The 25,575-nt window shown below is 44.7% G+C and carries 23 protein-coding genes; 20 read left to right on the forward strand and 3 right to left on the reverse strand.

Annotated features, from left to right (window positions below; translation table 11 throughout):
- Positions 1–96 precede the first annotated feature (96 nt).
- From ADU24_RS06110 to ADU24_RS06125, 4 genes are read left to right on the forward strand one after another with little or no spacing between them, the layout of a single operon-like run.
- Entirely contained in the window at positions 97–732 is a 636-nt protein-coding gene (locus tag ADU24_RS06110) for a DUF4129 domain-containing protein (RefSeq protein WP_053365796.1), read from the forward strand.
- A complete protein-coding gene (locus tag ADU24_RS22945) occupies positions 732–1,862 on the forward strand; it encodes a DUF4350 domain-containing protein (RefSeq protein WP_053365797.1) in 1,131 nt (376 codons plus the stop codon). Before ADU24_RS06110 ends, ADU24_RS22945 begins: the two co-directional genes overlap by 1 nt.
- Entirely contained in the window at positions 1,859–2,788 is a 930-nt protein-coding gene (locus ADU24_RS06120) for an AAA family ATPase (protein WP_053365798.1), read from the forward strand. The genes ADU24_RS22945 and ADU24_RS06120 overlap by 4 nt, the downstream gene beginning before the upstream one ends.
- On the forward strand, positions 2,739–4,097 hold the full coding sequence (locus ADU24_RS06125) for a DUF58 domain-containing protein (protein WP_231689573.1): 1,359 nt from the start codon (positions 2,739–2,741) through the stop codon (positions 4,095–4,097). Before ADU24_RS06120 ends, ADU24_RS06125 begins: the two co-directional genes overlap by 50 nt.
- Here ADU24_RS06125 and ADU24_RS06130 read toward each other — a convergent pair.
- Positions 4,075–5,055, reverse strand: a complete 981-nt coding sequence (locus ADU24_RS06130) for a stage II sporulation protein M (RefSeq protein ID WP_053365799.1) — start codon at positions 5,053–5,055, stop codon at positions 4,075–4,077. The genes ADU24_RS06125 and ADU24_RS06130 overlap by 23 nt on opposite strands.
- A gap of 106 nt (positions 5,056–5,161) precedes the next feature.
- On the opposite strand from ADU24_RS06130, the gene ADU24_RS06135 reads away from it, so the two are divergent.
- The 3 genes from ADU24_RS06135 (at position 5,162) to ADU24_RS06145 (ending at position 10,627) form a co-directional block, all read left to right on the forward strand.
- Entirely contained in the window at positions 5,162–5,965 is an 804-nt protein-coding gene (locus ADU24_RS06135; protein ID WP_053365800.1) for an RDD family protein, read from the forward strand.
- A gap of 155 nt (positions 5,966–6,120) precedes the next feature.
- Positions 6,121–9,897 carry a DEAD/DEAH box helicase gene (locus ADU24_RS06140; protein ID WP_053365801.1) on the forward strand — a complete coding sequence of 1,259 codons (3,777 nt, stop codon included), beginning with the start codon at positions 6,121–6,123 and terminating at the stop codon, positions 9,895–9,897.
- Positions 9,890–10,627 (forward strand): hypothetical protein, encoded by a 738-nt coding sequence (locus ADU24_RS06145; RefSeq protein ID WP_053365802.1) that lies wholly within the window; start codon positions 9,890–9,892, stop codon positions 10,625–10,627. The genes ADU24_RS06140 and ADU24_RS06145 overlap by 8 nt, the downstream gene beginning before the upstream one ends.
- 232 nt (positions 10,628–10,859) lie before the next feature.
- On the opposite strand, the gene ADU24_RS06150 is transcribed toward ADU24_RS06145, so the two are convergent.
- Positions 10,860–12,275, reverse strand: a complete 1,416-nt coding sequence (locus ADU24_RS06150) for a YfcC family protein (RefSeq protein WP_053365803.1) — start codon at positions 12,273–12,275, stop codon at positions 10,860–10,862.
- Positions 12,276–12,782: 507 nt separating this feature from the next.
- On the opposite strand from ADU24_RS06150, the gene ADU24_RS06155 reads away from it, so the two are divergent.
- Together ADU24_RS06155 and rihC are read left to right on the forward strand one after the other, a co-directional pair.
- Positions 12,783–12,986, forward strand: coding sequence for a hypothetical protein (locus tag ADU24_RS06155; protein ID WP_053365804.1), 204 nt, complete (start codon positions 12,783–12,785; stop codon positions 12,984–12,986).
- Between the two features lie 471 nt (positions 12,987–13,457).
- Positions 13,458–14,354, forward strand: a complete 897-nt coding sequence (rihC, locus tag ADU24_RS06160) for a ribonucleoside hydrolase RihC (protein WP_053365805.1) — start codon at positions 13,458–13,460, stop codon at positions 14,352–14,354.
- Positions 14,355–14,461: 107 nt separating this feature from the next.
- Here the strand turns inward: rihC and ADU24_RS06165 are convergent, their stop codons facing one another.
- The gene (locus tag ADU24_RS06165) at positions 14,462–14,692 is read right to left on the reverse strand and encodes a WGxxGxxG family protein (RefSeq protein WP_053365806.1); all 231 of its coding nucleotides are present in this window, start codon (positions 14,690–14,692) and stop codon (positions 14,462–14,464) included.
- A gap of 95 nt (positions 14,693–14,787) precedes the next feature.
- Between ADU24_RS06165 and ADU24_RS23285 the strand changes: the two genes are divergently transcribed.
- The 11 genes from ADU24_RS23285 (at position 14,788) to ADU24_RS06215 (ending at position 25,539) form a co-directional block, all read left to right on the forward strand.
- The gene (locus tag ADU24_RS23285; protein WP_197277480.1) at positions 14,788–14,928 is read left to right on the forward strand and encodes a hypothetical protein; all 141 of its coding nucleotides are present in this window, start codon (positions 14,788–14,790) and stop codon (positions 14,926–14,928) included.
- Positions 14,929–15,392: 464 nt separating this feature from the next.
- Positions 15,393–16,004, forward strand: a complete 612-nt coding sequence (locus ADU24_RS06170; RefSeq protein WP_053365807.1) for a TetR/AcrR family transcriptional regulator — start codon at positions 15,393–15,395, stop codon at positions 16,002–16,004.
- A gap of 20 nt (positions 16,005–16,024) precedes the next feature.
- Positions 16,025–16,909: an ABC transporter ATP-binding protein gene (locus tag ADU24_RS06175; RefSeq protein WP_053365808.1), complete on the forward strand. Its 885-nt coding sequence runs from the start codon at positions 16,025–16,027 to the stop codon at positions 16,907–16,909.
- A 5-nt stretch (positions 16,910–16,914) separates the two neighbouring features.
- Positions 16,915–17,706, forward strand: a complete 792-nt coding sequence (locus tag ADU24_RS06180) for an ABC transporter permease subunit (RefSeq protein WP_053365809.1) — start codon at positions 16,915–16,917, stop codon at positions 17,704–17,706.
- Positions 17,707–17,745: 39 nt separating this feature from the next.
- The gene (locus tag ADU24_RS06185; protein ID WP_053365810.1) at positions 17,746–18,540 is read left to right on the forward strand and encodes an ABC transporter permease subunit; all 795 of its coding nucleotides are present in this window, start codon (positions 17,746–17,748) and stop codon (positions 18,538–18,540) included.
- Positions 18,541–18,978: 438 nt separating this feature from the next.
- Entirely contained in the window at positions 18,979–20,001 is a 1,023-nt protein-coding gene (locus ADU24_RS06190) for an asparaginase (RefSeq protein WP_053365811.1), read from the forward strand.
- A gap of 24 nt (positions 20,002–20,025) precedes the next feature.
- Positions 20,026–21,648: a glutathione ABC transporter substrate-binding protein gene (locus tag ADU24_RS06195; RefSeq protein WP_053365812.1), complete on the forward strand. Its 1,623-nt coding sequence runs from the start codon at positions 20,026–20,028 to the stop codon at positions 21,646–21,648.
- Between the two features lie 66 nt (positions 21,649–21,714).
- Positions 21,715–22,635 carry a glutathione ABC transporter permease GsiC gene (gene gsiC, locus ADU24_RS06200; RefSeq protein WP_053365813.1) on the forward strand — a complete coding sequence of 307 codons (921 nt, stop codon included), beginning with the start codon at positions 21,715–21,717 and terminating at the stop codon, positions 22,633–22,635.
- 23 nt (positions 22,636–22,658) lie between these two features.
- Positions 22,659–23,567 (forward strand): ABC transporter permease subunit, encoded by a 909-nt coding sequence (locus tag ADU24_RS06205; protein ID WP_053365814.1) that lies wholly within the window; start codon positions 22,659–22,661, stop codon positions 23,565–23,567.
- Between the two features lie 14 nt (positions 23,568–23,581).
- Entirely contained in the window at positions 23,582–24,580 is a 999-nt protein-coding gene (locus ADU24_RS06210) for an ABC transporter ATP-binding protein (RefSeq protein WP_053365815.1), read from the forward strand.
- Entirely contained in the window at positions 24,577–25,539 is a 963-nt protein-coding gene (locus tag ADU24_RS06215) for an ABC transporter ATP-binding protein (RefSeq protein WP_053365816.1), read from the forward strand. Before ADU24_RS06210 ends, ADU24_RS06215 begins: the two co-directional genes overlap by 4 nt.
- Positions 25,540–25,575: the final 36 nt, after the last annotated feature.

The following is a 25,575-nucleotide window of genomic DNA, read 5'->3' on the forward strand; positions in this document are numbered from 1 at the left end:
GATTGGTTCAGCTAACAATCAGTGGGGGATCAAGAAATCCCCACTGATTGAAGCTTCACTTTATGGCAAAAATCGAATTTGAGTTAGGTGAAGGTTTTGATTGATTCTACTGAGGCAAGGAAAGAACTTGAAGAAATCCTAAATCAAGAGGAATATACTGTTTATTCCAAACCGCCCGGGTTCGTTGAGAAATGGTGGAATGAGGCGATGGCTTGGCTCGCTGATCTTTTGGAAAACTGGTTTCCTTCCCTGGCACAAGGGTCCAGGTCTGCCGCGGCGCCGCTGCTCATTGTGATTATTGCCATTATTGTTCTCATTCTAGCCTGGATTGCCTATCTGCTGATCAGGAATAGCCGAAGGAAAAAGCTGAACAGGGAATATAAGCCGCTTCAGTTTTCCCGGGAAATCGACTGGACGTATGAGATGCATATGGAGAGGGCTATCAGGCTTGAAGCTGAAGGCCAGCTCAGTAAGGCTGTCCGCCATTTTTTCCTCGCTCTGCTATTGTTTTTGCACGAGCAAAAGTGCATTGAAGCAAGACAGTGGAAAACGAACTGGGAATACTTCGCTGAACTAGGTAAATCCAGCAGGGCTGATGCTGATCGTTTCTATGAGCTTGCTTCTGTTTTTGACGAAGTGACATACGGTGAAAGACAAATCAGCAACAATGATTATCTCTCCTTCCGCGGCAAAATTGCTGCGTGGCTGGAGGAAGGGAGGGTGAAGCAGTGATGGGTAAACGTGGATTACTCCTGCGCTCATGGCTTCCCTTTGTTGTACTGATTACGGTTTTTATAGCCATTCTTATAATTGGATATCAGCCTGAAGCAAGAAGCTATCCAAAATACATCGCCTCTTCACCGGCACCAACCGGAGTGAAGGCGATTTATACGTTCCTGCAAGATAAGAAAAGTGCGAAGGAATGGGTGCACCCGCCGAAGGTACTGCCTAAATCGGCCCAAGGCCAGCTCCTGATCATGGTGGAGCCGCTGAATATCTCGAAAACCGCAGAAATGGAGCAGTATGAGGAATTCATGGAGGCGGGGAATTCAATCCTGCTTCTGTCACACATACCGGACGGTTTTTTCGCCTTGAAAACAGCAGCCGTAAAACCGGTGGAAAAATCGAACCTGCTGGAAGACGAAGAGAAGAATACATACAAAGTGAGTGTAAACCTGCCTAATAGGCTGATTCCATCAAAAAAGGATAAGATTCTCCTCCGGGACAAGGAGGGTGCTGTCGCCACCCAAAGGGAGGTTGGAAAAGGGAACTTATATGTTCTCGTAGCGCCTGAACTTATCACGAACTGTGAAGTGCTGAAGGAGGACAACCTTGCCGTCTTTTTGAAAATCGTGAACGATGCTGGCCCTTCTTCAGTTTTGTTTGATGAGTATGTGCACGGTGAGCGAAGCGTACTGTCAGGAGCACTCGTTTATCCGAAATGGTTTTTGTTCCTCGTCCTTCAGGGGACGATTGCGGCAGCCATTTTCCTTTGGCTAAAAGGGAAACGGTTTGGTCCTGTTTACGCACCGCGTGAGGAGTACGTTCGGTTCAGTGACGAAGGCATCCGGGCGCTCGCAGCATGGTATATCCGCGGCAGGTGTTACGGGGACAGCATCAAGATTCAGGCCGATTATACGAAGCAGAAGCTTCAGGAAAAATGGCGAATTCCTTATTCCATGCCATGGATTGATGCGGCAGATTATTTGGAAAGAAAATGGACTATAAAATCCGTAGAGGAAATAAAAGAGTTTTTACAGGGGCTGTCCGCCGTTTTGGCGAAAGACGGGCTGAACAAACAAGAATACCTGCTTTGGTCGAGGCTTCTCGACGACTTGAGGATAGAGGTGGAGAAAGGTTGAATAAACAGCTGCAAGCATTATTGGATTCCTACGAGGAAAGAATTCTTGGCCAGGCTACGAATCTGCGCCTGCTATTGTGTGCGGTCCTGACAGGAGGCCATGTGCTGCTTGAAGGAGTACCAGGCACCGGGAAAACAAAAATAGTGCGGACACTTGCGGGCCTGCTCGGCGGGGATTTCAGCCGCATTCAGTTTACGCCAGATCTGCTGCCGAGCGATATTACCGGAAGCATGATTTACAATATGAAGGAAGGCATCTTCCAGACACTAAAGGGGCCTATATTTACGAATATCCTCCTGGCCGATGAAATCAACCGCACCCCCGCCAAAACACAAGCTGCATTGCTTGAAGCGATGGAGGAGCAGCAGGTGACGATCCAGGGTGATACATACCGTTTGCCGGATGTGTTTTTCGTTGTCGCCACGCAAAACCCGATCGAATTCGAAGGGACGTACCCACTTCCCGAGGCGCAGCAGGACAGGTTCCTGTTTAAGCTGACCATTGGCTTTCCATCCTTTGAGGAGGAAAAGCAGGTCCTGAAAAACGACCTGCACCATGTCTTTGCTGTCGAAGACATACGGACGATCCTTGATCTTGAAACGTTTATCACTATTCGAAATGAAATCGCGTCGATTACAGTCGAGGACAAAGTGCTCAATTATATGATGCAAATAGTCAGGAAAACGAGGGAGTCCGACTATATCCGCTATGGGGCGAGCACACGTGCCGCGATTTCCATCGGAAAAGCGGCGCGCGCTTGGGCCTATTTGTCGGGCCGGCAGTATGTGACACCAGATGATGTGAAAATGGTGGCAAAACCAGCACTGAGGCATCGAATCCAGCTTGCACCGCATATGGAATTGGAGGGAGCGGCCGTTGACCAGATCATTGAAGAACTTGTGGGATCGGTTCCTGTTCCGAGATAGGGGCATTGTCCCGACAAAAAGGCTGCTAATGGCCTTCTTGCCGCTATCCGCACTTTTAATGGGTGCAGTCATGGTGAAGATTTCCTGGTTGGTGATATTTGGTGCGAATGTTCTTTTCCTTGTAATTAGCCTGGCCGATTTGCTTTTTACACCGAAGCGGAAGGAGCTTTCCTTCCAGAGGGTATTCCCAGGCGAAATGGAGAGGGGAATACCGGCCAGGATTGAGGTGCTGGTAGCGAACCAGTCGCGGCACGCATTCTTGTTCCGGTTCATCGACGGAGTACCGCAAACCTTTAGGCAGCCGTTTCCTGTCACAGGCAGTGTAAATGGGCAATCGGAAACAATCATCCCATATGAAACGGTCGCTTCTGTCCGCGGAGATTATCAGATTGGCAACTTATTCTTTCGTTACTGTAGCAGCATCGGGTTGTGGGAAAAACAGGTGACGCCTCACCTTGCCGACCTGGTCAAGGTGATCCCTGACTTGACGGAAACGCGCAGGTATCTGGAAAATGCCCAGCAATTCCTGTTGCATGAAGGTACTGCCATTCGCCGAAAAAGGATGGGCGAAGGCGATTTTTCCAAGGTGCGGTCCTATGTGCCCGGCGATGATCCGCGGAAAATCAATTGGCGCCAAACTGCAAAGCTGCACGAAGTGATGGCGAATGAATACGAACCCGAACATGGGAAGTACATCACGCTCCTGATCGATTGCGGGAGGATGATGGGAGCCGAATTGAAAAAAGGCAACCGCCTGGAGCATGTGCTGGAATCAGCGCTGACAGTGGCGGCCGCTGTGCTGCAAAAAGGCGACTATGTATCAGTCCTTGCTTTTTCGAAAAACATTAAGGTGTATGTCCCGCCTGCAAAGGGGATGAATCATCTGCAGACAATTCTTCAGGCGATTTACGGTCTTGAAGTTGATCCTGTCGAGCCGAATTACGGAGCAGTGCTGCAGTATCTTGAGAATGTCCAGAAGAAGAGGAGCCTCCTGCTGCTGTTCAGCGATGTCCGTACCTTCCTTCATGAAGAAAACGCGCTCGTTTATTTGAAACGATTGCGCCAGCGGCATTTGTTTTTCATGGTTGGAATCGAGGATGGAACCTTAAAAGAACGCATCGCAATAAGGCCTGACGAGGTGAAAACGGCGATGATCAAAAGTATCGCCCAGCAGCAGGAGCTGCTTAAACAAAGAGGCAAAATCAAATGGGAAAAGCAGGGCCTCCAAATGGTGGAGGCCAAAGAGGAACATCTCGCCGTCACGGCGATTTCGCATTATATCGACATCATGAACCAAAATGCTCTTTAGGAGTTGTTCTTGAGAATCTCAGCCCTCCGACAATGGCATAAAGCAGAAGTGCAAGGACGGTTAAAATGGACACCGCGTACTTCGCTTCGAGCGAAATGCTTGCAGGTGTGATATAGCCTTCAATAATCCCGGCGATAACGAACAAGGGAATCGTGCCGAGCAGCAGCTGGACGGACCGTTTTGCCTGCCTTTTCAGCTGGTAGCCGCGAGACAGGTTGCCGGGGACAAACAGGTTGTAGCCCATCAAAAGGCCAGAGCCGCCAGCGATGAAGATGGCAGTCAATTCGATCATGCCGTGGGGTACAATATATGCCCAGAAATCATACGTTTTCCCTGAGTGCCAGAAAAGGGCGGCAAGTGCGCCGACGAGGACACCGTTGTAAACAAGCAAATACACAGTCAAAAGCCCAAAGGTAATGCCGCCGGCAAAGGCGAGAAACGCGACCTGGATATTGTTCGTCATGATTTCAGTGGATATGACGGCCGAATCGATGGCCTCATGCCCTTCCCCAAGCCGGTCCGGGTCAACCGCATGCGAGATGTTATCGGGAAGAAGTGTATATATATGGAGCGGATCGTTCAATACCGCAAAAAAGCTGCCTACCGCGCCAACCGTAAACAGGACGAACGCGATGACGACGAACCGCCATTGTTCAAGCAGCAGCCCAATGAATTTTGTGCTGAAAAAATGGCGGATTTGCTTGCCGCTTGAAATTTGGTCTTTATACAGGAGATTATGCGCCTTCGAAACAAGGCCATTCAAGTATCCGGTGACATTGTCATTCGGAAAATGCGTCTGGCAATAGGATAGGTTTTGGGAGGCTTTCTGGTAAAGCCGGTGAAAAGAGTCAATTTTTTCTCCGGTGATTCCCTTTTTGCGCCCGCCAAGTTCGGAAATGAGCTGTTCAAGCTGTTTCCATTCTTCACGATGTTTTTTGATCAGCTGTTTTACATCCATATAGGCACCTGCTTGTACTGGATTTCTCTGGCATTTATCTTCATTATAGATTTTTTTGCCGGGAATAGAAAGATTAATAGAAAACTGTAAGAGCCGGAGGAGTAGCATGCAGCAGGAAAAAATCGATATCAAAACACCGGAATACGTTTCTTTACAATTCCAAACCGCAGGACTTGGCAGCAGGGCGGCAGCATTCCTGATTGACCAGGCGCTGTTAACGGCATTCAATATTGCTGTTGTACTGATTGTTTTACTTTCCCTTGGGGCTGGCTTTGATGTCTGGCTAATCCGCTTTGCCGAATCGTATGTACTGGGATTTCTTATTATCGGGCTGTTTGTTGTCAATTGGGGATATTTTTTTGTGTATGAGTTTTTCTCCGGGGGCAGGACGCTTGGGAAAAAGCTTCTAGGCATCCGTGTCATGCAGGAAAACGGGCACAGCATCACACTTCTGTCGAGCCTGATCCGTAATTTGATTCGCATCATTGACATGCTGCCCGGCTTTTATTTCATCGGGATTGTTATGGTTTTTTTCCAAAAACAGCACAAGCGGCTCGGTGACCTCGTCGCCGGAACAATTGTCATTCATGAGCGAAAGGTGAAAAAGGGAAAAAAGAGTTCCCCGCTGGAAACGGAAATGAAGAACAGGGGCGTCAGCAAGGAAACGCTGGCACTTGGCGACTGGACAATCAAATCCTTCAACGCCAAGGACTGGAAGCTCATCAACACATACGCCGCCCGCTTCCTCCAACTCCCTATAAACGAAAAAACGGAACTAACTAAGCAAGTTGCTGCCATACTACTTACAAAAGCAGGAGTCGAGTGGCACACTCAAACAGAGGCAGAACTCGAAAATAACCTTCTCGCCCTCTACCTCCATTTGAAGGAAGAATGGGAGTTTGAGATGTAGCAACTGCAACTGTCTAAAAATTTGCGTAAAGTAAACAACTAAACCTTATGACTGGAAAAAGGAATGTCCATCCATCCCGCAAAGAGTGTGCTATAATTGCTAGGTTACTATTTTGATGGACGAAATGTTTTGTTGTTCGTAAAGCGGGTGGACATATGGTGAAGACACAAAAAACTACATATAGATGTCCGATCACCTTGACCAATAAGGCAAAGGATAAAATGCGAGAGCTTGGGTTGGAGGAGCGATCGTTTTTTTTATTGGAAAAATCCTTTTATGTTTATTTAGAAAAATATCCTCAATCGGCAGATGGGCTTGTTTCGGCTGCGTTGTTTTTTGACCTTGAGAAAAATGAAAGGCTGGCACACAAGTGGAACAGGTTTGTGATTGTCCTGCATTGTTTGGTGAAGCAGGACTTGTTTGTTGTGAGGAACGTCACGACAAGGCCAAAACATCTTCCATTGGCATCCAATTGGCGTGTCCCCGCTAGTCTTGCCTTCGAGCTGAATGTTCCGAATAGCGGACCTGTACCGTATGAGTTGCTAAATTTAATTCATACCATGCCGGTCGCCCAGGAAAGTTCGCTGTACGTGAAGAAGCGGATTTCGAGTTGGGAAGGTTATTTGAAAATCCAGGAGGAGTCTGCGGATATTCCTGATATCACATCCCGCTATTCATCGCTTATTTTTAACGATGATTTTAGCCGGGTAAAAATAACCGGCTGCCAGATGAGTGAGAAGGAATGGAAGTCTCTCAAGGATATGAGCGTAAAGCTGAAGGGAAGCGGCCAGGATATCGGCAAAGTCCTGAAAGCGAATCGTTCGGCATCCACGGTTGAGGTTGAATTGCACGCATATATGGAGGAACAGGCACGCAGCCACCGACTGGATTCACATCCAAGGGAAGTGATTTTTAGCAATTTCGCAACCCTGAGCCAGGTGAAAAGGCTGCGGCAAGGGTTTAAGCAATTGGAAAACGGCTTGGCCGCGAACCCTGAACTGGAACGGCTTTTATTTGAAAACAAACCGCCTGTCAAAGCGGTGGAAAAGCAGGTTGACTTGCAGTTTCACAATCGATTGAACGAGTTCCAGAAGGCGGCTGTCACAGGGGCGATGTCTGCCGAAGACTTATACGTCATCCAAGGCCCGCCGGGAACAGGGAAGACAACCGTTATTTCGGAAATTTGCCTGCAAAATGCGAAGGCGGGGCTGCGCACTCTCGTAGCATCACAGTCAAATTTGGCGGTCGACAATGCCCTCGGCCGATTGCTTGCACATAAGGATATCCGAATCCTCCGGGTCGGCCGTACGGAAAGTATTGAAGAAGAAGGCAAAAAGTTCATTGAGGAAAATGTAGGGCAGTATTGGAAAGACCATACCCTAAGGGAAGTTTCAAATCAATTCGAAACGAGGAAACAGCGAGAAACGGAAATAGAAACAGAATGGGCGGCGAACCAACAGGAACAAGAGCGGCTCCAGCAAGAACTTGTCCAGGTAGAGGCCGAACTTTTAGCAAAAAAGGAAGTCCAACAGAAATATGACGAAATTCAGTCCGTTATAGATCAGTCTAAAAAAGACATCCAGGATGCTGAACAAGAACAGAAGCAAATACAAGAGCTTTTACAAAAAGTAGAACAGTCACTTCATGAGCTGAATAGCACGATTGGAAAAGACGAAAAGGTACTCGCTGAAGCGCCTAGCGTTGATGAGATTCATGAACAGATAAATGCCAAACAGTTAGAAATTGGACATCTCCAAAATAGTGTTGAACTTCAAGAGCTTGAAGACGAAATAACCGAAATGAAACAAGCGCTAGATCAAAGTTCTGCTGATTGTGAGAAATGGAAAGAGTCAGTGGAACAGAAGGCTGCATTGGCAGATCGAATAGCCTCGGTCCAAAAAATCGATACGTTAAAATGGATCATTCTCGAACAGAATTTCACCCGGTCTTTGCAAGTCCGGTCAATCATAGATATGCTCGAATCTCTTCGTGAACGAAAACAACAGCTTAAGAAACTGCATGACTATAACGATAAACTTCAAGCTGCCATCGGCTATCTTGAACAGCTCATAGGGAACCAGTACAAACAATTTAAAAACACGTCTCCCATAGCCGCCAATTCGAATGAAATTGACCAATTTTTAACGCAACTGAGAAGTGAATTGAAAGGAAACTTAACGATTCATTCTCAAAGGCTTGCCAGATACCTGGAAGGGCTATATGGCAGGAGACAGTATATCTGGTTAAAAGCCCATCGGTTAAAGTTGAATGATGATGATAAGAGAATGGCACAGGAAGCATTGCTGCGGTTGAAGCAGGAACTGATTAGCCAGCTTAAGCCTGTCCAGGATGATTACAAAATGATTTTTCAAAACTATCAGAGGCAGATGTGTGAGCAGGGCTCCAAGCTTACTTTTTTACAAAGCAAGCATAAGGAAATGAAGGAGACGGTGGAACTCATCCCCGATGCAAAGGAGTTGCTTCATAAATTAGAATCCAACCTGCTTGAACTCCGGCAAAAGAAAGAGCAGGTCGAGCAGACAAAGCTCAGGGTTGAAAAAAATCGCCAGAAGCGTGAACAAGAGACTCTTCAACTACACGAAGCAGAGCAGAGAAACATCGAAATCGAAGCCCGTCTTGCAACACTCTCCACTCTGCTCAAAGAAAAAGAAGCTGAACAGATTCCGCTTAATGAAGTCTTAGCTTCTGAACCGGAACGGGAGCACGAAGAGGTATTAAAAAAGCTTGCGAGCAATTCGTTTACACGGGAGTCGTTGAACCAGGAGAAGAAACGGCTGCCGTTGTTCCAGTCAGTTCAGGGGATGTGGCGATCTTTGCTGGAAGAAGCAACCGACCATGACCTGAATGAAATCCGAAAGCTTTATGTGAAGCATGCCAATGTGATTGGAACAACTTGTGTTGCATCGGCCCGTAAAGATTTTATCGAAAGCTACCCGGAATTCGATGTTGTTATTATTGATGAAGTATCAAAAGCAACCCCGCCTGAGCTCCTTTTACCGATGCTGAAAGGCAAAAAAATCATTCTTGTCGGCGACCATCATCAGCTGCCTCCTTTGCTCGGAAACGATACGCTTGAGGAAACCCTTCAGGAAATGATGAAAGAAAATGATGACTTTGAGGGAAAAGCAGAACTTAAAAAGCTATTAGAAGAGTCGCTGTTTGAACGCCTGTTTAAAAACTTGCCGAAAAGCAATAAAACAATGCTTGCGATTCAATATCGGATGCATGAAAACATCATGGAAACCATTACGCCTTTTTACATGCAAGAAAATGAAAAGCTACAATGCGGCTTGGCTGATTCCGACTTGGTCCGGGACCATAAGCTTGAGTCCCCGCTCATCAAGCGAAACGATCATCTTCTTTGGCTCGATATGCCGAATGAGCCAGCGTTTTTCGAGGAGAAAATGCAAGGCGGTAAAAGCCTGTATAATCCTGCCGAGCTGAAAAGAATCGGGGAACTGTTGATTGAATTGAACCAGGCAACGGCAGAAGCGAAGCAAGCAGGACGAATGGGTTTGGATGAGATGAAAAGCATTGGTGTCATTAGTTTTTACGGAGAGCAAGTGAAAAGGATTGACCGCCTTCTACATCAGGAATTGCATTTGCCCCACTTGGAGATCCGCACAGGGACAGTCGACAGATTCCAGGGCATGGAGATGGACGTGATCCTGTTAAGTATGGTACGCAATCACGATCAAAAGCATGACGATATTGGTTTTGCCAAGGACTACCGCAGGTTGAATGTCGCTTTGTCCCGGGCAAGGGAGCTGCTTGTGATGATTGGCAGTACAAAGATGTTTACTGAAAAGACGAAACATGCCGGTGCGAAAGAAATGTATACCCATGTTTTTGAATCTGTAAAGAAACATGAGGGACTGCGGACCCTGGAAGAGGTGAGTTTGCATGGATAAATTAACAAAGCAATTACGTGCGATTTTGTTGAAAAATCCATCAGTCGAAATCAAAAATTCGATGGTCTGGCAGATGCCGGTCATTACCTACTCTGTCGCGTTCAGCCGTGTAAAGCGTTCCAGGATGGATATTCTCATGAAAATGATGATGCTTACGTTTGAGCAAACCGAAATTCGCCGGGCAGCGAATTTGTCCGAGTTGCTGCTCGTTGAGGAGCTGTTCATTGAAGATTTATTGAAAAAAATGCAGCGTATGGGCTTGATACGGCTGGAAAAAGGGACGTACATGCTTACGCCGAAAGGGCACGGGCAGCTAAAAACCGGCATCATGGAAGAGGAATTGGAAGAAGAATCGACAAGTCTTTCATACAGCCTGTTCCATGATGAGTGTTGGCCGGAGAAGGACGAGCCTTTGCCAGGAGCAGACAAAGACCTGCCACTGTATCGGTATGCGGAGAATCAGAACCTTATTGATGAGGAGAAAATGTTGCGATACCTAGCCGAAACGGAGAACGGAGTGGAGGAAGACGGTTTTCAAACAGTCGTTAAGGCTGTTAACAGCTTTGAACAGCAGGAAGTGAAACATCTCCCATGCCTGGAATTTCAACTGTACAATAAAGAACAGGACACATTTTACTCCCGTGTCTGGAATACATGGCTCGGGCGCTGGGATGAAGCGGTGGAAAAACAAATAGATGAGAAGGAACGATTGAAAAAAAGCAAAGTGTAGAACCGCTTCGGGAAGCTAGACCAGAAATGTAGGGAACCTTCCCAACTTAGCAATCAGTGGTGAAGTGCATTTGCTTTTGTCGGGATTGCGCAATTGCTAATCAACGGGTTGAAACAAGACTGTAGCCTTCCGGTAACGATAAAGGGCTGTCCCAAAGTCAATGTGACAATGGTGCAGCCCCAGTTTTATTTATGGCTTTTTACCATGCTAAGTTTATTATTTCAGGTCTTTATCAGCCTGTCCATTGGATGGATTGAGCAATGATCAGCATAATAATAGATAATGCTACAAATTGTCCAAATAGAGGAATAAAGAACTTAAACCACTTTTGATATGGAACACCCGCAATTACCAATGCTGCCATAAAGTAGCCTGAAGTAGGATAGAGAATGTGGGCAAATCCATCACCCAGTTGGAAAGCCAGTACAGCAGTTTGTCTTGTAACACCAACCATATCGGCTAATGGCGCCATGATTGGCATTGTCACAAGTGCTTGTCCACTGCCTGAAGGGATAATAAAGTTGATCAATAACTGAACGATGTACATTCCAACAGCACTAAATACAGGTGGCAAATCCCCAACAAATGAACCTAGGGAATGAACAATTGTATCCATAATTTGTCCATCTTCCAGAACAACAGCTACTGCTCTGGCGACCCCAACGATAATCGCGCCTACTAACACATCACGGAACCCTTGATTAAATCCTTCACAAATCTGCAATGTTGTCAGTCCAGCAATTAAACCAACCACAATTCCCATGATAATGAACAATCCAGACATCTCTACCATGAACCAGCCATGTCCGATAACTCCGTATACTAAAATACCAAAGAAAACAAGAGTAGCTAAAGCTGCGTATTTCTGCCTTGCAGTAGCTTTAATTTTCTCTACATTCCCGACTTTTTGATACATTTCGCGTTTTTCCCGGTCATCTTCATAAACGAAACTGTTGATTGGGTCTTTTTTCACTTTATTTGCATATCGCATAAGAAAGAGTACTGCCATTGTTACTGCTAAAACAAAAATAATAAGCCGGAATCCGACCCCGGAAAACACTGGCAAACCGGATATTTTTTGGGCTAAACCTGTATTGATCGGATTTAGGACACCCGCTGTAAATCCGATAACAGTACCGAATAATGCAATAGCTGCCGCTACCATCGAATCGTACCCTAATGCAATCATAAGCGGTAATATTACCGGTATGTAGACTAAAGATAATTCTGGTGTACCTATTAGTGTGGCTACAACCGCAAATACAGTCGTTAAAATCGGAATAAGCAATACACTTTTATTGGCGAATTTCCTCGATAAGTTATCAACGGCAATTTCAATAATCCCTGTACGTCTAAGGACCATGAACATGCCACCAATAATAAACGTAAAGAAAACAACTTCCCCAGCATCAATCAATCCTCTTGGTATAACAGTTAAAAAATCGATGAGTCCCACGGGGGTTGATTCAACTTGTGTGTAGGAACTAGGATCGATCGTCGTTCTTCCCTCTGGTCCCGGAATTCTCTCAAACGTCCCTGCAGGAACAAAGTAGGTTGCTACTGCCGCAATTGCACTGAACAAAAACAAAATGACATAAATATGCGGCAACTGAAAACCTTTTTTCGGCACTGAATCATTTTTACCCATGATGTCTCCCCCTTTATTCCCCTTTTTTTGAAAGGGTTTACAATGTGTTAACTGTAATAATAGTTAAATATCCAAGACTTGTCATTGTGTTATTTGGATAGAAAATGAAAAAAGAACTTGTTCAACATAGACATATCAAATGAATCAAGCATAAAATTAGCATGAAATTTAGTTAACATGCACAAAAAATTTAAAGAATATCCCAGCTTTTCCATAGTTCTTAATGGTGAGTTTTATCCAGGAGAGTTAAGCATCAGTGTCCAAACCAGCAAATATGGTTTAAAGACCCTAGTAGCTGCGATTGTTTTATAACTCCTATTCTGAAGTTGCACACATAAAATATTCTTTCGAAGTTCCATGTGTAATCTCAAGTATATTTCAAAATTAAACGGGAATAGCTTGAAAAGTCCGTAAGAGCGCAACTTTAATGGGCGCCTTTCGCTGTTTTTGCCTGACGGATAATGGGAATAAGTATAGAGAACGATACTCGTAAAGGAGGCGTGAACGTTGAACAATGATAAGAAAAAGCTAGAGGAAGTCCTTACACATTCGCTTGAAGTGGAAGAAGACCTAATGCGGACCTATTTAATCACAGCCGACAATATCCATGAGGATGATGAGCTCAAAAATCGGCTGGAAAATTTCGCTGAAGGCAATGCGAAGCGTACCGACCAGTTGATCAACGAGCTTAAGGAGCTTAAGGATAAATAATTTGAAATAGCTGCTGGAACGACATACGTAATTTTTCAACCGGTGCCAGTCTCTACCTGGATATTATTTTCCTAACGATAACAATAAGCAGGCAATTCCCCATCTATATTTAGGATGGGGATTGTTTTAGTCGAAAAGGCTGTGAATACAAAGCGGAAATTTGCGTTGAATGCATTTTCGTTTTCTTCCTGGATAAATCGGCGAATTTTGGAAGGATGGGAATTAACATTTCTGCCGGGAGAATTGACTACTGTTTTTGTTTAGTTTACGATATATGTGTAATCGGTTACACAATACCTGAAGTGGCAGATAAAAAATTATATAGATGTCACGGGGATTGGCTGATTTTTTAAAAAAGAGTGTTTGTACGAATGATATGGAACCGGTTACAGGGATTGAGTGTGGAAAATCCACATTTCTTTGTTAATCGGTTCCCGTTACACCTGAGCTATAATTAGGAGGCGCACCATAATGAGAAAAATTCCAATTATTATTGACACCGATCCTGGTATAGATGATGCTGCGGCATTGGGGTTGGCTTTTTACAGGGATGAACTGGATGTAAAATTGATTACGACCGTTTCAGGAAATGTAGATATTCATAACATCACAACGAACGCGCTGAAGCTTGTCACATTTTTCGATAAGGACATTCCGGTTGCAAAAGGGATGGAAACGCCTTTATTGAATCCTGCTTTGGGAAACAAGGTTCATGGAGAAACCGGGATGGATGGCTACGACTTCCCTGAACCAAACCGTACTATTTTAAAAGAGCATGCAGTTGAAGCAATCCGTTCTTTGCTTGAGCAATCGGATGAGAAAATTACACTTGTCCCGGTTGGCCCTTTAACAAATATCGCGGCATTGCTGCTGATGTATCCTCAGTTGAAAAATAAGATTGATAGAGTTGTCTTAATGGGTGGTTCATTATCAGGTGGAAACGTGAACGGTGCCGCCGAGTTCAATATATGGGCCGATCCCCATGCCGCGAAAATTGTGTTCGAATCCGGTTTGGATATCGTCATGATTGGCCTGGATGTGACATTGAAAGCCCGCATTGGGGAAGACGTGCTATCGAAATGCCCAAATAAATCTGCCGAAATGTTTGACGCCATCTTCCGCAATTACCGGGATGGTGATTTGGAACAAGGCGTTGCTATGCATGACTCTTGTACAATTGCTTATTTAACAAATCCTGAGATGTTCACTGTTGAGCCAAGACATGTAAAAGTCGTAACCGAAGGCCCGGCAAGCGGCATGACAATGGAAGTGTTTAGAGACGTAGAACCGAATGTAAATGTCGCAGTCGGAATTGATCTTGAAGCCTTCCGGGATTGGTTCCTTGGCACATTGACGAAAATGATTTAAAACCGAACTTTTTACTAACGAGACCAAGCCACTTATGGAAGTGGCTTGGTCTCGGGTTGTTTAAAAAGTTTTCAACAGTCCTTAAAGGGAGCTGTGTTCTTGGCTATCTATTGTCTCTTATCGTTCCTTCTCATTCCTAAAAGACCTGCTAGACCAATTAACCCAATCCAACCCCAATCGTTATCATTATCATTATCATCATTGTTATTCATGTCTTGTGCACTTTCAGTACTTTCGAAAAGGTTTGTGATTGGATTTTGAGCAAATCCAGTGTAATTCCCAAACATCATGAGGGTAACTAAAAGGGCACAAACTGAATACAGAAGTTTTTTAAACATCAATGCTTCCTCCTTTCGTAATTACACTTATAGTTTGTTATTAATGGAATCATTATGCGTCAACTTTTTATATAAAAGCCTGTGCGCAGTAGTTGATGATATTTGATAAAAACTTCTTAAACCGGAAGTCGCTCAGCTATGTCAAAAAGCTTAGAACGACCATCTTGATGGCGGATCATTATGCGGCAAAAATTGTGTTCGAATCCGGTTTGGATCTTGTTATGGCCTGGATGTGACATTGAAAGCCCGAATTTGGGAAGACGTGCTATCGAAATGCCCAAATAAAACTGCTGAAATGTTTAACGCGATCTTCCTCAATTATCGGGATAGAGATATGGAACAAGTTGTCGTGATGCATGACTCATGTTAAAATTGCGTAATTAACAAATCCCCAAATCACTGTAGAACCTAGATATGTAAAAGTCGTAACCATAAATTCGGTAACCGGTATGAAGATGGAAGTGGTTAGACGCGAATAGATAGAAATACAACGAGAGAAGTGCGTAGTCACTTCCTTCTCGTTTAGGCTGTCGAAATCCCGGCAGCCTTTTTTTATTTTCAAGAACCTGTGTTGGAAAATGAAATCCTGCCCCGCCATATCCGGAGTTTGTCGAAAAGATTGTATTGACCAGACTGGTCAATAGGAATAATCTTAAATTGACCACAGCAGCTAACGAGAGGTAAGGGGGAGAGGGCATACGTGTTTTCGAAGTTTTTGAACTTGGAAACGGAGAAGCGGGACCGCATTTTAAACGCCGCGTTGGATGAGTTTGTCCAGAAAGGCTACGAACATGCGTCGACGAATGAAATCGTCAAGAAGGCAGGCATTTCAAAAGGCCTTCTTTTCCACTATTTCAAAAATAAAAAGCAATTGTATCTATACTTGTATGACTATTCACTCGACATTTTTGAAAAAGAATTTTTCAGAAAAACAGATTCGATGGAACAAGAAATTTTTACAAAAATGCGTCAGATTGTTTTGCTGAAACTCGAGTTGATTCATAAGCATCCTGATATGTTTAATTTTTTGCTGGCGGCCGTCCGGGAAGAATCCCAGGAGATTACGCTCCGGAATAAGGAACTGATTGAAAGAAGCTACGCCAGAATCCTTGAGAACATCGACCTGTCACCATTCAGGGGAGATTTGGACATTCAGAGGGCGATCAATATCATCATCTGGACAATCCAAGGCTTTTCAAATGAAGTTCAGGAAAAAATCAAATTCCTATCAGTCGATGAAATAAATTATGATGAAATTTTGGCAAAAATGGACGGGTATTTGGATGTGCTCAGAAAATCTTTCTATACCTGACTGGAAAGAGGGCGGACTAGATGAATGTCATTGAAATAAACAACTTAACAAAGAATTACGGAAAAGCTAGGGGAATTACGGATATCAGCTTTCATGTGGAGGAAGGGGAAATTTTCGGATTTATCGGGCCGAATGGGGCAGGTAAATCAACAACAATCCGCACACTGCTGTCGCTCATTTATCCGACGAGCGGAAGCGCGAAGATTTTTGGGAAGGACTGTGTGAAATTCGCGCCCAAAATCAAGAAAGAGATTGGCTATTTGCCTGCTGAAGTTTTTTACTATGACAATATGAAAGTGATTGACCTTCTTAAGTATTCAGCAAGCTTCTATAAAAAAGATTGCAGGAAAAGAATTAAGGAGCTGGCAGAACTGCTCGATTTGGATGTGCATAAAAAAATCGATGATCTTTCGCTCGGAAATAAAAAGAAAGTCGGAATCATCCAGGGGCTTTTGCATGAACCGAAGCTGATTATCCTTGATGAACCGACAAGCGGCCTTGATCCGCTGATGCAGCAGAAATTTTTCGAGCTGCTCCGTGAAGAAAACAAAAAAGGCGTGACGATTTTGTTTTCGTCCCATATATTAAGCGAAGTTCAGAAATTGTGCGACCGGGTGGCAATTATCAAGGAAGGGAAAATTGTTCAGGTTGAGAAAATCAGTACGTTGAAAGAAAATACGTATAAAAAGTTTAAGATTGAAACAGCCGTGCCGGTGGAGGAGAGGCTTTTCCAACTGGACGGGACCACTGATTTGGAAGCGGACGGGACGACTGTCAGCTTTTTATACCGTGGCAACCTCAATGAAATTATGAAAAGGATTGCCTTAGTTGAGATTGTGAACCTGTGGGTGACGGAACCGGATCTTGAGGAGATTTTCATGCATTACTATGAAAAGGAGGAGTAGCCGCCATGAATATGTATTTGCACGAGCTGAGGGCCTATCGCAAATCAACGATTCTGTGGACGTGCGCAATGATTGGCTTGCTTCTCCTCTTCCTGTCGATGTTTCCCTCGTTTTCACGCGAGGCGGCAGAATTTAAAGTAGTACTGGAAGGGTTTCCGGATGCGGTCAAAAAAGCCTTGGGCCTCTCCCTGGAGACCATCACCACACTGCTCGGTTTTTATTCCTATGTTTTTCTGTACATTACCCTGTGCGGAGCGATTCAGGCAATGAATCTTGGGGTTTCGATTGTTTCAAAAGAAACCCGGAAAAAAACGGCGGATTTCCTATTTGCAAAACCGGTTACCCGAATTGAAGTGATCACTGCCAAGCTATTGGCGGCGGTGACCACGTTGATTATAACCAATATCGTTTTCATGGCGGCATCAATTATCATCGCAACGATGATCGTATCCGAAAGTTTCAGTTTGAAACTGTTTCTGATGATTTCGCTGACGTTGTTTTTTCTTCAGTTGATTTTTCTGGCGCTCGGAACATTTATTTCCGTAGCCGAGCCAAAAATTAAGTCGGTTTTGTCTGTCTCCCTTGGAACGGTATTTGCCTTTTTTATCATTGGGATGTTCGGATCGGCAACCGACGATGACACGCTTAAGTATGTTTCGCCATTTAAATATTTTGAACCAGCGGAAATCATGAAAGACTCAGGCTATGATGGAAAATTTCTTGGCATTGGCTTAGGAATTGTAATCGTGGCGACTGCTGCCAGCTATGTGATCTTCGCGAAGAAAGATGTCCGTTAGCTGTGCCGCCGCCCAATTTTGCCGAATGGAGGGTTCGTTATGAATATCGTTTTCAGGGAATTGAAGGCGCACCGTAAATCGCTTATATTCTGGTGCCTCGGAGTCATCATGATGGTCGTCTCGGGCATGGGGAAGTATGGCGCGATGTCCGGTTCTGGGCAATCAATGAATGAATTGATGGAAGGGATGCCAAAGGGGCTTCAGGCCGTTTTTGGCGTTGGCGGCCTTGACCTTTCCAGTGTTATGGGCTATTACGGGATTCTGTACCTGTATATAGCAATCATGGTTGCGATTCATGCTGTCATGCTTGGAGCCACGATCATTGCGAAGGAAGAGCGGGACAAAACGGCTGAGTTTCTTTTCACGAAGCCTGTTTCAAGAAGAAAGGTCATCTCGGGCAAGCTATTCGCCGCCTTTGTCCAGGTAGCCATCATCAACCTTGTGGCGTACCTGTCATCCCTCCTAAGCGTTTCCCGATATGATGCCGGACCTCAAGTGAAGGGGGATATTGCTACCCTCATGATTGGCATATTCCTTTTCCAGCTCATTTTTCTGTCCATTGGGGCGGCGACAGGGGCTGTGCAAAAGAGAGCCGGAAAAGCTGGAGCAACCGCAGCCGCCATTATGCTGGCAACCTTTATTTTGTCAGTCGCCATCGACATGAACGAGAAGATGGAACCATTGAAATACTTCACGCCTTTTAAATATTTTGAAGCAAAGGAATTATTGTTTGGGGGAGGGATTAGCGGGACCTTCCTTCTCATTTCAGCCGCCATTGCAGCCTTGTTGACGGCCGTCACATACATCAGCTACCAAAAACGGGACTTAAATTAGAAGAGAGATACGTTTGGGTAAAAGCAGTGCGATTTCAAAGTCGAAATCCACTGCTTTTTTTCCTGTTTCTATAGTATAACTTCGGGATCAAAGGGCTTTTATAGGTAAATGAAATGCACCCCGGTTGTTAAGCAACACTAACAATTGGGTGCAGTTTTTTTAATCAATCCGGATAGCCCTTTCTGGAACCACCATGTTTACAATAGAATATGAATGATGAAACACTCACGAACTTTGGAGTTCCAAAGTAGTGGGTGTTTTTTGATTCAGTGAGTTTATATATTCGATTAAATTGGTTTTAATTGGTTTCGATAAACTAGTGCTCCTTACCTAATTTTCTAAATATTCTTAAAAACTGGTTGCAATAGGATGAGCAATATTTTATTATTATTTTGAATTATCCAATAACTTTATTAAAAGGGGGAGAGTAATAAGAAGATGGAAGCTACTAATCTTGTGGAAGTTTATAGGGGCGATCTTTTGGAAAGCTCGCATAAAGGTGATATTGCAGTTGTGGATTCCGAAGGGACACTTCTGTATTATGCCGGCAATCCAAACCGATTCGTCTATGCACGGTCATCAATGAAGCCCATCCAGGCGATTCCGATTGTCGAAACTGGTGCAGCAGACCGCTTTGAATTCAGCGATGCGGATCTCTCACTTTGCTGTGCTTCCCATAGTGGTGAGCGGCAGCACACTGATAGGGTGCTTGAAATTTTGAAAAGGGTTGGAATTGATGATTCGGCTTTAAAATGTGGAGTACATATCCCCCGTTGGCAGAATACATACAAAGAATTAATCCTCAGTGGCCAAGAAGTTACTCCCCTCTACAACAACTGCTCGGGCAAGCATACAGGAATGCTGGCAACAGCCAAGCATATGGGAGAATCCCTTGAGGATTATTACGATCCCAACCACCCTGTCCAACAGAGGATTCTTAACGCGGTTAGTGAGATGGCCGAGTTTCCAAAGGAAGACATCAAAATTGGCATTGATGGGTGCGGTGTTCCGGTACACGGGCTTCCACTTGAACGGATTGCCTACGGTTTTGCTAGAATGGCCAATCCTTCCTCGCTCGATGAATCGAGACAAAAAGCAGTAAAAAGGATTACCCAAGCGATGATTGCCGCTCCGGAAATGGTCGGCGGGACCGATCGTTTCTGTACGGATTTCATGATTGCGGGACAGGGGCGGTTTTTTGGAAAGGCTGGAGCCGAAGCGGTTTATTGCATTGGGGATTATGAAACTGGGTTGGGAATTGCGATCAAGATTGATGATGGAAGTCCCAGGGCAGTGTATCCAGCTGCTGTAGGGGTCCTTAAACAGTTGAACCTTCTTTCTGAAACACAAATTAGCCAACTGCATCATCATTACCTTCCTGCATTGAAAAATGCACGCCTAGAAGAAATCGGGAGGATTGTTTCGAATTTCAGCCTTCTTAGTACTGCAGTATTAAATTAAATGAGGTTAAAGGGGGAAACATTCATGAAGAAAAGTTTTATTACCAAAATGATCGCTATGGTGCTAGTATTGGCGTTGTTCCTGGTCGGCTGTTCCAATTCGGATAGCAGTTCAGGTAAATCGGGCGGCGGGAAAAAGCAAATAAAGGCACCAGATAACCAGGAAATTGCCAAGAAAGAAGGCAATGATATTACGATTGCAGTAGCTGATAATTTTATCAGCATGGATCCTCATGATACAAATGATACATTATCGTATTCCGCCCAGAAAACAATGCTCGAAGGCTTAGTAGGATTCGATAAGGATATGAAAGTTATACCTGTCCTTGCCGAAAGCTATGAAGCAAATGATGCAGCTACCGAATTTACCTTCAAACTTAAAACAGGCATCCAGTTCCATGATGGAACACCCTTCAATGCCGAAGCGGTAAAGGTTAATATTGACCGCTTAGCCAACCCCGATAACAATTTGAAGCGCCACAGTCTTTTTGCCATTGTTAAAGAAACTCAAGCAGTTGATGAGAACACAGTTAAAGTCATCCTGAAGGAACCATTCGGGGCGATGATTAATACCTTTGCCCATCCGGCCGCCATGATTCTTAGTCCAAAGGCCCTTGAAACATACGGGAAAGACGTATCCCGTAATCCTGTAGGTACGGGTCCGTTCAAGTTTGGCGAATGGAAGCAAACCGACTATTTAAAGGTCGTTAAAAATGAGAATTACCGTGAGGCGGGCAACCCGAAAGTGGATTCGATTACCTTTAAGCCAACTCCGGAAAATGGTGCGCGTGTTGCCATGCTGCAAGCTGGGGAAGCCGACTTCATTTACCCAGTCCCTACAGAACAGGCGGAAAGCATTAACGGTAAAAACGGCATTGTGGTCGAAAACAACCAATCAATCATTGTCCGTTATTTATCAATGAACACAACTAAAAAGCCTTTTAATGATCCAAAGGTTCGTCAGGCCATCAACCATGCAATCAACAAAGATGCATTCGTAAAAGTAGTTATGAATGGGTTTTCAAGTAAACTGGATTCTGTCATTGCACCAAATACTCAATTCTATTCCAAACAAGAAGAATATGAATTTAATATTGAAAAAGCGAAGCAATTACTGAAAGAAGCAGGCTATGAAAATGGTTTCGAAACAAAAGTCTGGGGCAGCAACAACTCCACAGCACAAAAAGGAATGGAATTTATCCAGCAGCAGCTCGGCCAAATCGGAGTGAAGGTGGAAGTAGTCCCAATGGAATCAGGTACAATGTCCGAAAAGATTTGGTCCGTGCAAAATCCTGAAGAAGCAGAGCTTGAGCTTTATTATGGCGGATGGTCGCCTTCAACCGGTGACGCCGACTGGGGAATCAGGCCGCTTGTTGGCGGTACAGATGCTTTCCCTCCAAAATCCTATAACACTGCGTATTACAATAGCGAGGCAGTAAACAAGGCTATTAAAGATGCTCTGGCAACGGCTGATCTAGAAAAGCGGAAAGCAGCCTATGAGAAGGCCCAAGCAGAAATTTGGAAAGACGCCCCATGGGCATTCCTGTCAGTCGATGATACGATTGCCGGCAAAAAGAATTATCTTGAAGGAATCTATCTGCTTCCTGATGGCTCATTAAGCGTCCAGAACCTTGAAATTAAACAATAATAGAGAAAAAGTTGAGCGCTATGAATTCTTATAGCGCTCAACTTCTATAAGTAAGGAGTGATTACATTGGCCAACTACTTTTTAAAAAGAATAGCAGGAATAGTGCCTATTTTATTCCTTATATCAATCTTTATCTTTTTATTTGTACATATGATCCCGGGGGATCCTGCCAGACTTGTCGCCGGTCAGGATGCGAGCTTGCAGGATGTTGAGATGGTCAGAAAAGAACTGGGATTGGACAAGCCAATGCATAAACAATATCTCTCATTCGTAACGAATCTGTTTAAAGGCGACTTGGGGGTTTCTTTAAAAACAAAACGTCCTGTTCTGCATGAGATTGCCGAACGATTCATGCCCACTTTTTGGCTTACAGTCTGGAGCATGGTTTGGGCCGTGCTTTTTGGACTTTTGATCGGGGTGATTTCAGCAACAAAGAGGAACAAATGGCAGGATTATCTTGGGATGTTTGGTGCAGTTTCAGGTATTTCGATGCCATCATTCTGGCTTGGATTAATGTTGATTCAGTTGTTTGCGGTTACGTTGGGATGGCTTCCAACAGGGGGCCTGGATTCCTGGAAAAGCTATATCCTTCCGTCTCTTACACTTGGAGCTGGGGTTGCCGCAGTCGTGGCCAGATTTGCTAGATCCTCATTGATGGAAGTATTAAAGGAAGATTATATCAGGACCGGCCGGGCGAAGGGCTTAAAAGAGAATCGGATTGTCTGGGGACATGCGTTAAAAAATTCAATGATCCCCGTTGTGACGATGGTCGGATTGCAGTTCGGTTTCCTGCTCGGGGGTTCGATCGTCATTGAAACTGTATTCAGTTGGCCTGGCCTTGGAAGGCTTTTAATTGATTCCGTTTCCTTCCGTGATTATCCTGTCATCCAGTCTTTAATGCTGTTGTTCGGATTGGAATTCATTTTAATCAACTTGTTCGTCGATTTGCTTTACGGTTTTTTAAATCCGCAAATCCGGTATGAATAAAAGCAGCGAAGAGGAGGAAGACCATGGCCAATATAAATGCAGGGGAACAAACTATTTCAGCACCGTTCGATAAAATAGCAACACCTACAAAATCGACGCCCTACACAGAGTTTTGGCGGAAATTCAAGAAACAGAAGATGGCGGTGATTGCAGGGGCATTTGTGCTTGTGTTATTCGTTATCGCCCTCATTGGTCCGTATATCGCACCGTATGGAGCCGCTGAATTCGATTATGAGCACGTGCTTGAAGGCCCCTCATTGCAGCACTGGGCCGGAACGGATGCGTACGGGCGTGATATCTTTAGCCGGATTATTGAAGGAACTCGAATATCCTTGTTTATCGGGGGAGTATCCGTTCTGTTAGGCGCAGCAATTGGAACAATACTTGGATTAATTAGCGGATACTATGGAAAGTGGATTGATAGCATCATTATGCGAATATGCGACGTATTGTTTGCTTTTCCAGGAATCCTCCTAGCGATTGGCATCATCGCCATCCTTGGTCCTGGCTTAAGGAATGTCATTATCGCTATTTCGATTTTCAGTGTTCCAATGTTTGCCCGGATTGTCCGAAGCAGTACACTTGCTGTTAAGTCGACCGTATATGTGGAAGCGACGAGGTCGATTGGCGCAAAGCATAAAAGAATCATCTGGAAGCATATTTTTCCTGGTACTGTATCCAGCATCATCGTGTTTTTTACAATGAGGCTCGGTACTGCGATATTATCAGCAGCAAGCCTTAGCTTCCTGGGGCTGGGTGCACAGCCGCCTTCACCCGAATGGGGAGCAATGCTGAGCGGGGGCAGGGATTATTTAAGTACAGCCCCACATGTAACGATTTTCCCGGGATTGGCTATTTTTATCACTGTATTAGCGTTCAACCTGCTCGGGGACGGGTTAAGGGATGCGCTTGATCCAAAGATTAAAGATTAGGAAGGGGACCTGTCATGGCTCGGGAATTACTTAAGATTGAAAATCTGAAAACCCATTTCAAAAGTGACCGCGGCGTTGTTAAAGCTGTAGACGGGGTTACCATCACAGTCAATGAAGGTGAGACGGTGGGCATTGTTGGGGAGTCAGGTTGCGGCAAAAGTGTAACCTCCTTATCAATCATGAGGCTCCTTCATGACACCCCGGGTGAAATCGTCGCTGGGCGCGTTCACTTTAAAGGGAAAAACCTTGCCGAATTGTCTGAAAGTGAAATGAGGAAAATCCGCGGCAATGAAATGGCTATGATATTCCAGGAACCAATGACTTCGTTGAATCCTGTATACAAAATTGGAAAGCAAATGGAGGAATCAATCCGGCTCCATTTAAGATATGACAAGAAAAAAGCCCGCCAGCATGCGATCGATATGCTGAAGCTTGTCGGGATTCCGAGAGCGGAAGAAATCGTTAATGAGTTCCCGTATCAGTTATCCGGGGGAATGAGGCAAAGGGTCATGATAGCGATGGCTATGTCGTGCAGGCCGCAGCTGTTGATTGCCGATGAACCGACTACTGCTCTTGATGTAACCATCCAGGCGCAAATACTCGATCTCATGAGGAATCTTAGGGAAGAAAGCGGTACAGCCATTATGCTGATCACACATGATTTAGGCGTAGTCGCGGAAATGTGCGATCGTGTAGTGGTCATGTATGCTGGCAAGGTTGTTGAGGAATCCGATGTTTATTCAATTTTTAAAAAACCGAAACATCCATACACGAAAGGATTGCTGCAATCCATTCCCAAACTTGGCCAAAAAATCAGCCGGCTCGAATCCATACCCGGCAATGTTCCGACTCCGGGAAATATGCCGGAGGGCTGTAAATTCGCTCCACGCTGTCCGGCTGTTATGGATGTATGCCTATCCAATGACCCGGAACTATTGAAAGTGGAAGATGGGCACACTTGCCGATGCTGGCTCTATCAGAATTCCGAAGTATTGGAGGGTATAAACAAATGACAGCTCCTTTGGTGGAGGTTAGCAACCTAAAAAAATACTTTCCGAAGAAAAAAGGCTTGTTTGGCAAAAGTACGACATATGTCAAAGCGGTCGACGATATCTCTTTTTCAATCAAGAAAGGGGAAACTCTTGGTCTTGTTGGCGAGAGTGGCTGCGGCAAATCGACTACTGGCAGAATGATCATGAAATTGCTGGAGGCAACAGAAGGGAAAATCCTTTTTGAAGGAAAGGATATAACACATTTAAACGATGATGAAATCCGCTCGATGAGAAAAGACTTTCAGATGGTTTTCCAGGATCCATATGCCTCTTTGAACCCTCGGTTAAAAGTTGGCGAAATCATTGAAGAGCCTTTGCTTGTCCACGGGTATCCGAAAGATAAACTTAGAGAACGAGTCGAATATTTGCTTGAAGTCGTTGGCTTAAGCGCTTATCATGCTGACCGGTATCCCCATGAGTTTAGTGGAGGGCAAAGGCAAAGGGTCGGAATTGCACGGGCACTCGCCATTAATCCGAAATTAATTGTTGCGGACGAGCCAGTTTCAGCCCTCGATGTTTCGATTCAGTCCCAAATCCTTAATCTATTGAAGGACCTTCAGGAGGAATTCGGTTTAACCTACCTTTTCATCGCCCATGATTTAAGTGTTGTCGAACATATCAGTGACAGGGTTGGTGTCATGTATTTGGGGAAAATCGTTGAGCTGACTGATAAAGAAACGCTGTATAGAAATCCCCTGCATCCTTACACGAAGGCATTGATGTCGGCCGTACCAATACCTGACCCAAGTATAAAGAGGGAACGAATTATTTTAAAAGGCGATATACCAAGTCCCTCCAACCCTCCTTCGGGATGCACCTTCCATACGAGGTGCCCGTTTGCGATGGAGCAGTGCAAAGTCGATGTTCCAGCTCTTAAAGAATTGGAGAACGGCCATTTCGTTTCCTGCCATTTATACTAAACTTTTGAATGTCATGTCCGTTACGAGGTGTTTTGG

The sequence above is a fragment of the Bacillus sp. FJAT-27245 genome, assembly GCF_001273955.1.
In the GTDB taxonomy this organism is placed as follows: Bacteria; Bacillota; Bacilli; order Bacillales; family Cytobacillaceae; genus Bacillus_D.

What these genes read in the sequence shown, in the direction of transcription:
- ADU24_RS06190 (WP_053365811.1), top strand. Translation starts at nt 18,979, where the DNA reads ATGGAAGCTACTAATCTTGTGGAAGTTTATAGGGGCGATCTTTTGGAA.
- ADU24_RS06145 (WP_053365802.1), top strand. Translation starts at nt 9,890, where the DNA reads ATGGATAAATTAACAAAGCAATTACGTGCGATTTTGTTGAAAAATCCA.
- ADU24_RS06210 (WP_053365815.1), top strand. Translation starts at nt 23,582, where the DNA reads ATGGCTCGGGAATTACTTAAGATTGAAAATCTGAAAACCCATTTCAAA.
- ADU24_RS06195 (WP_053365812.1), top strand. Translation starts at nt 20,026, where the DNA reads ATGAAGAAAAGTTTTATTACCAAAATGATCGCTATGGTGCTAGTATTG.
- ADU24_RS06130 (WP_053365799.1), bottom strand. Translation starts at nt 5,055, where the DNA reads ATGGATGTAAAACAGCTGATCAAAAAACATCGTGAAGAATGGAAACAG.
- ADU24_RS06165 (WP_053365806.1), bottom strand. Translation starts at nt 14,692, where the DNA reads ATGTTTAAAAAACTTCTGTATTCAGTTTGTGCCCTTTTAGTTACCCTC.
- ADU24_RS06135 (WP_053365800.1), top strand. Translation starts at nt 5,162, where the DNA reads ATGCAGCAGGAAAAAATCGATATCAAAACACCGGAATACGTTTCTTTA.
- ADU24_RS22945 (WP_053365797.1), top strand. Translation starts at nt 732, where the DNA reads ATGGGTAAACGTGGATTACTCCTGCGCTCATGGCTTCCCTTTGTTGTA.
- ADU24_RS06185 (WP_053365810.1), top strand. Translation starts at nt 17,746, where the DNA reads ATGAATATCGTTTTCAGGGAATTGAAGGCGCACCGTAAATCGCTTATA.
- ADU24_RS06175 (WP_053365808.1), top strand. Translation starts at nt 16,025, where the DNA reads ATGAATGTCATTGAAATAAACAACTTAACAAAGAATTACGGAAAAGCT.
- ADU24_RS06215 (WP_053365816.1), top strand. Translation starts at nt 24,577, where the DNA reads ATGACAGCTCCTTTGGTGGAGGTTAGCAACCTAAAAAAATACTTTCCG.
- ADU24_RS23285 (WP_197277480.1), top strand. Translation starts at nt 14,788, where the DNA reads ATGATATTTGATAAAAACTTCTTAAACCGGAAGTCGCTCAGCTATGTC.
- ADU24_RS06140 (WP_053365801.1), top strand. Translation starts at nt 6,121, where the DNA reads ATGGTGAAGACACAAAAAACTACATATAGATGTCCGATCACCTTGACC.
- rihC (WP_053365805.1), top strand. Translation starts at nt 13,458, where the DNA reads ATGAGAAAAATTCCAATTATTATTGACACCGATCCTGGTATAGATGAT.
- ADU24_RS06180 (WP_053365809.1), top strand. Translation starts at nt 16,915, where the DNA reads ATGAATATGTATTTGCACGAGCTGAGGGCCTATCGCAAATCAACGATT.
- ADU24_RS06205 (WP_053365814.1), top strand. Translation starts at nt 22,659, where the DNA reads ATGGCCAATATAAATGCAGGGGAACAAACTATTTCAGCACCGTTCGAT.
- ADU24_RS06150 (WP_053365803.1), bottom strand. Translation starts at nt 12,275, where the DNA reads ATGGGTAAAAATGATTCAGTGCCGAAAAAAGGTTTTCAGTTGCCGCAT.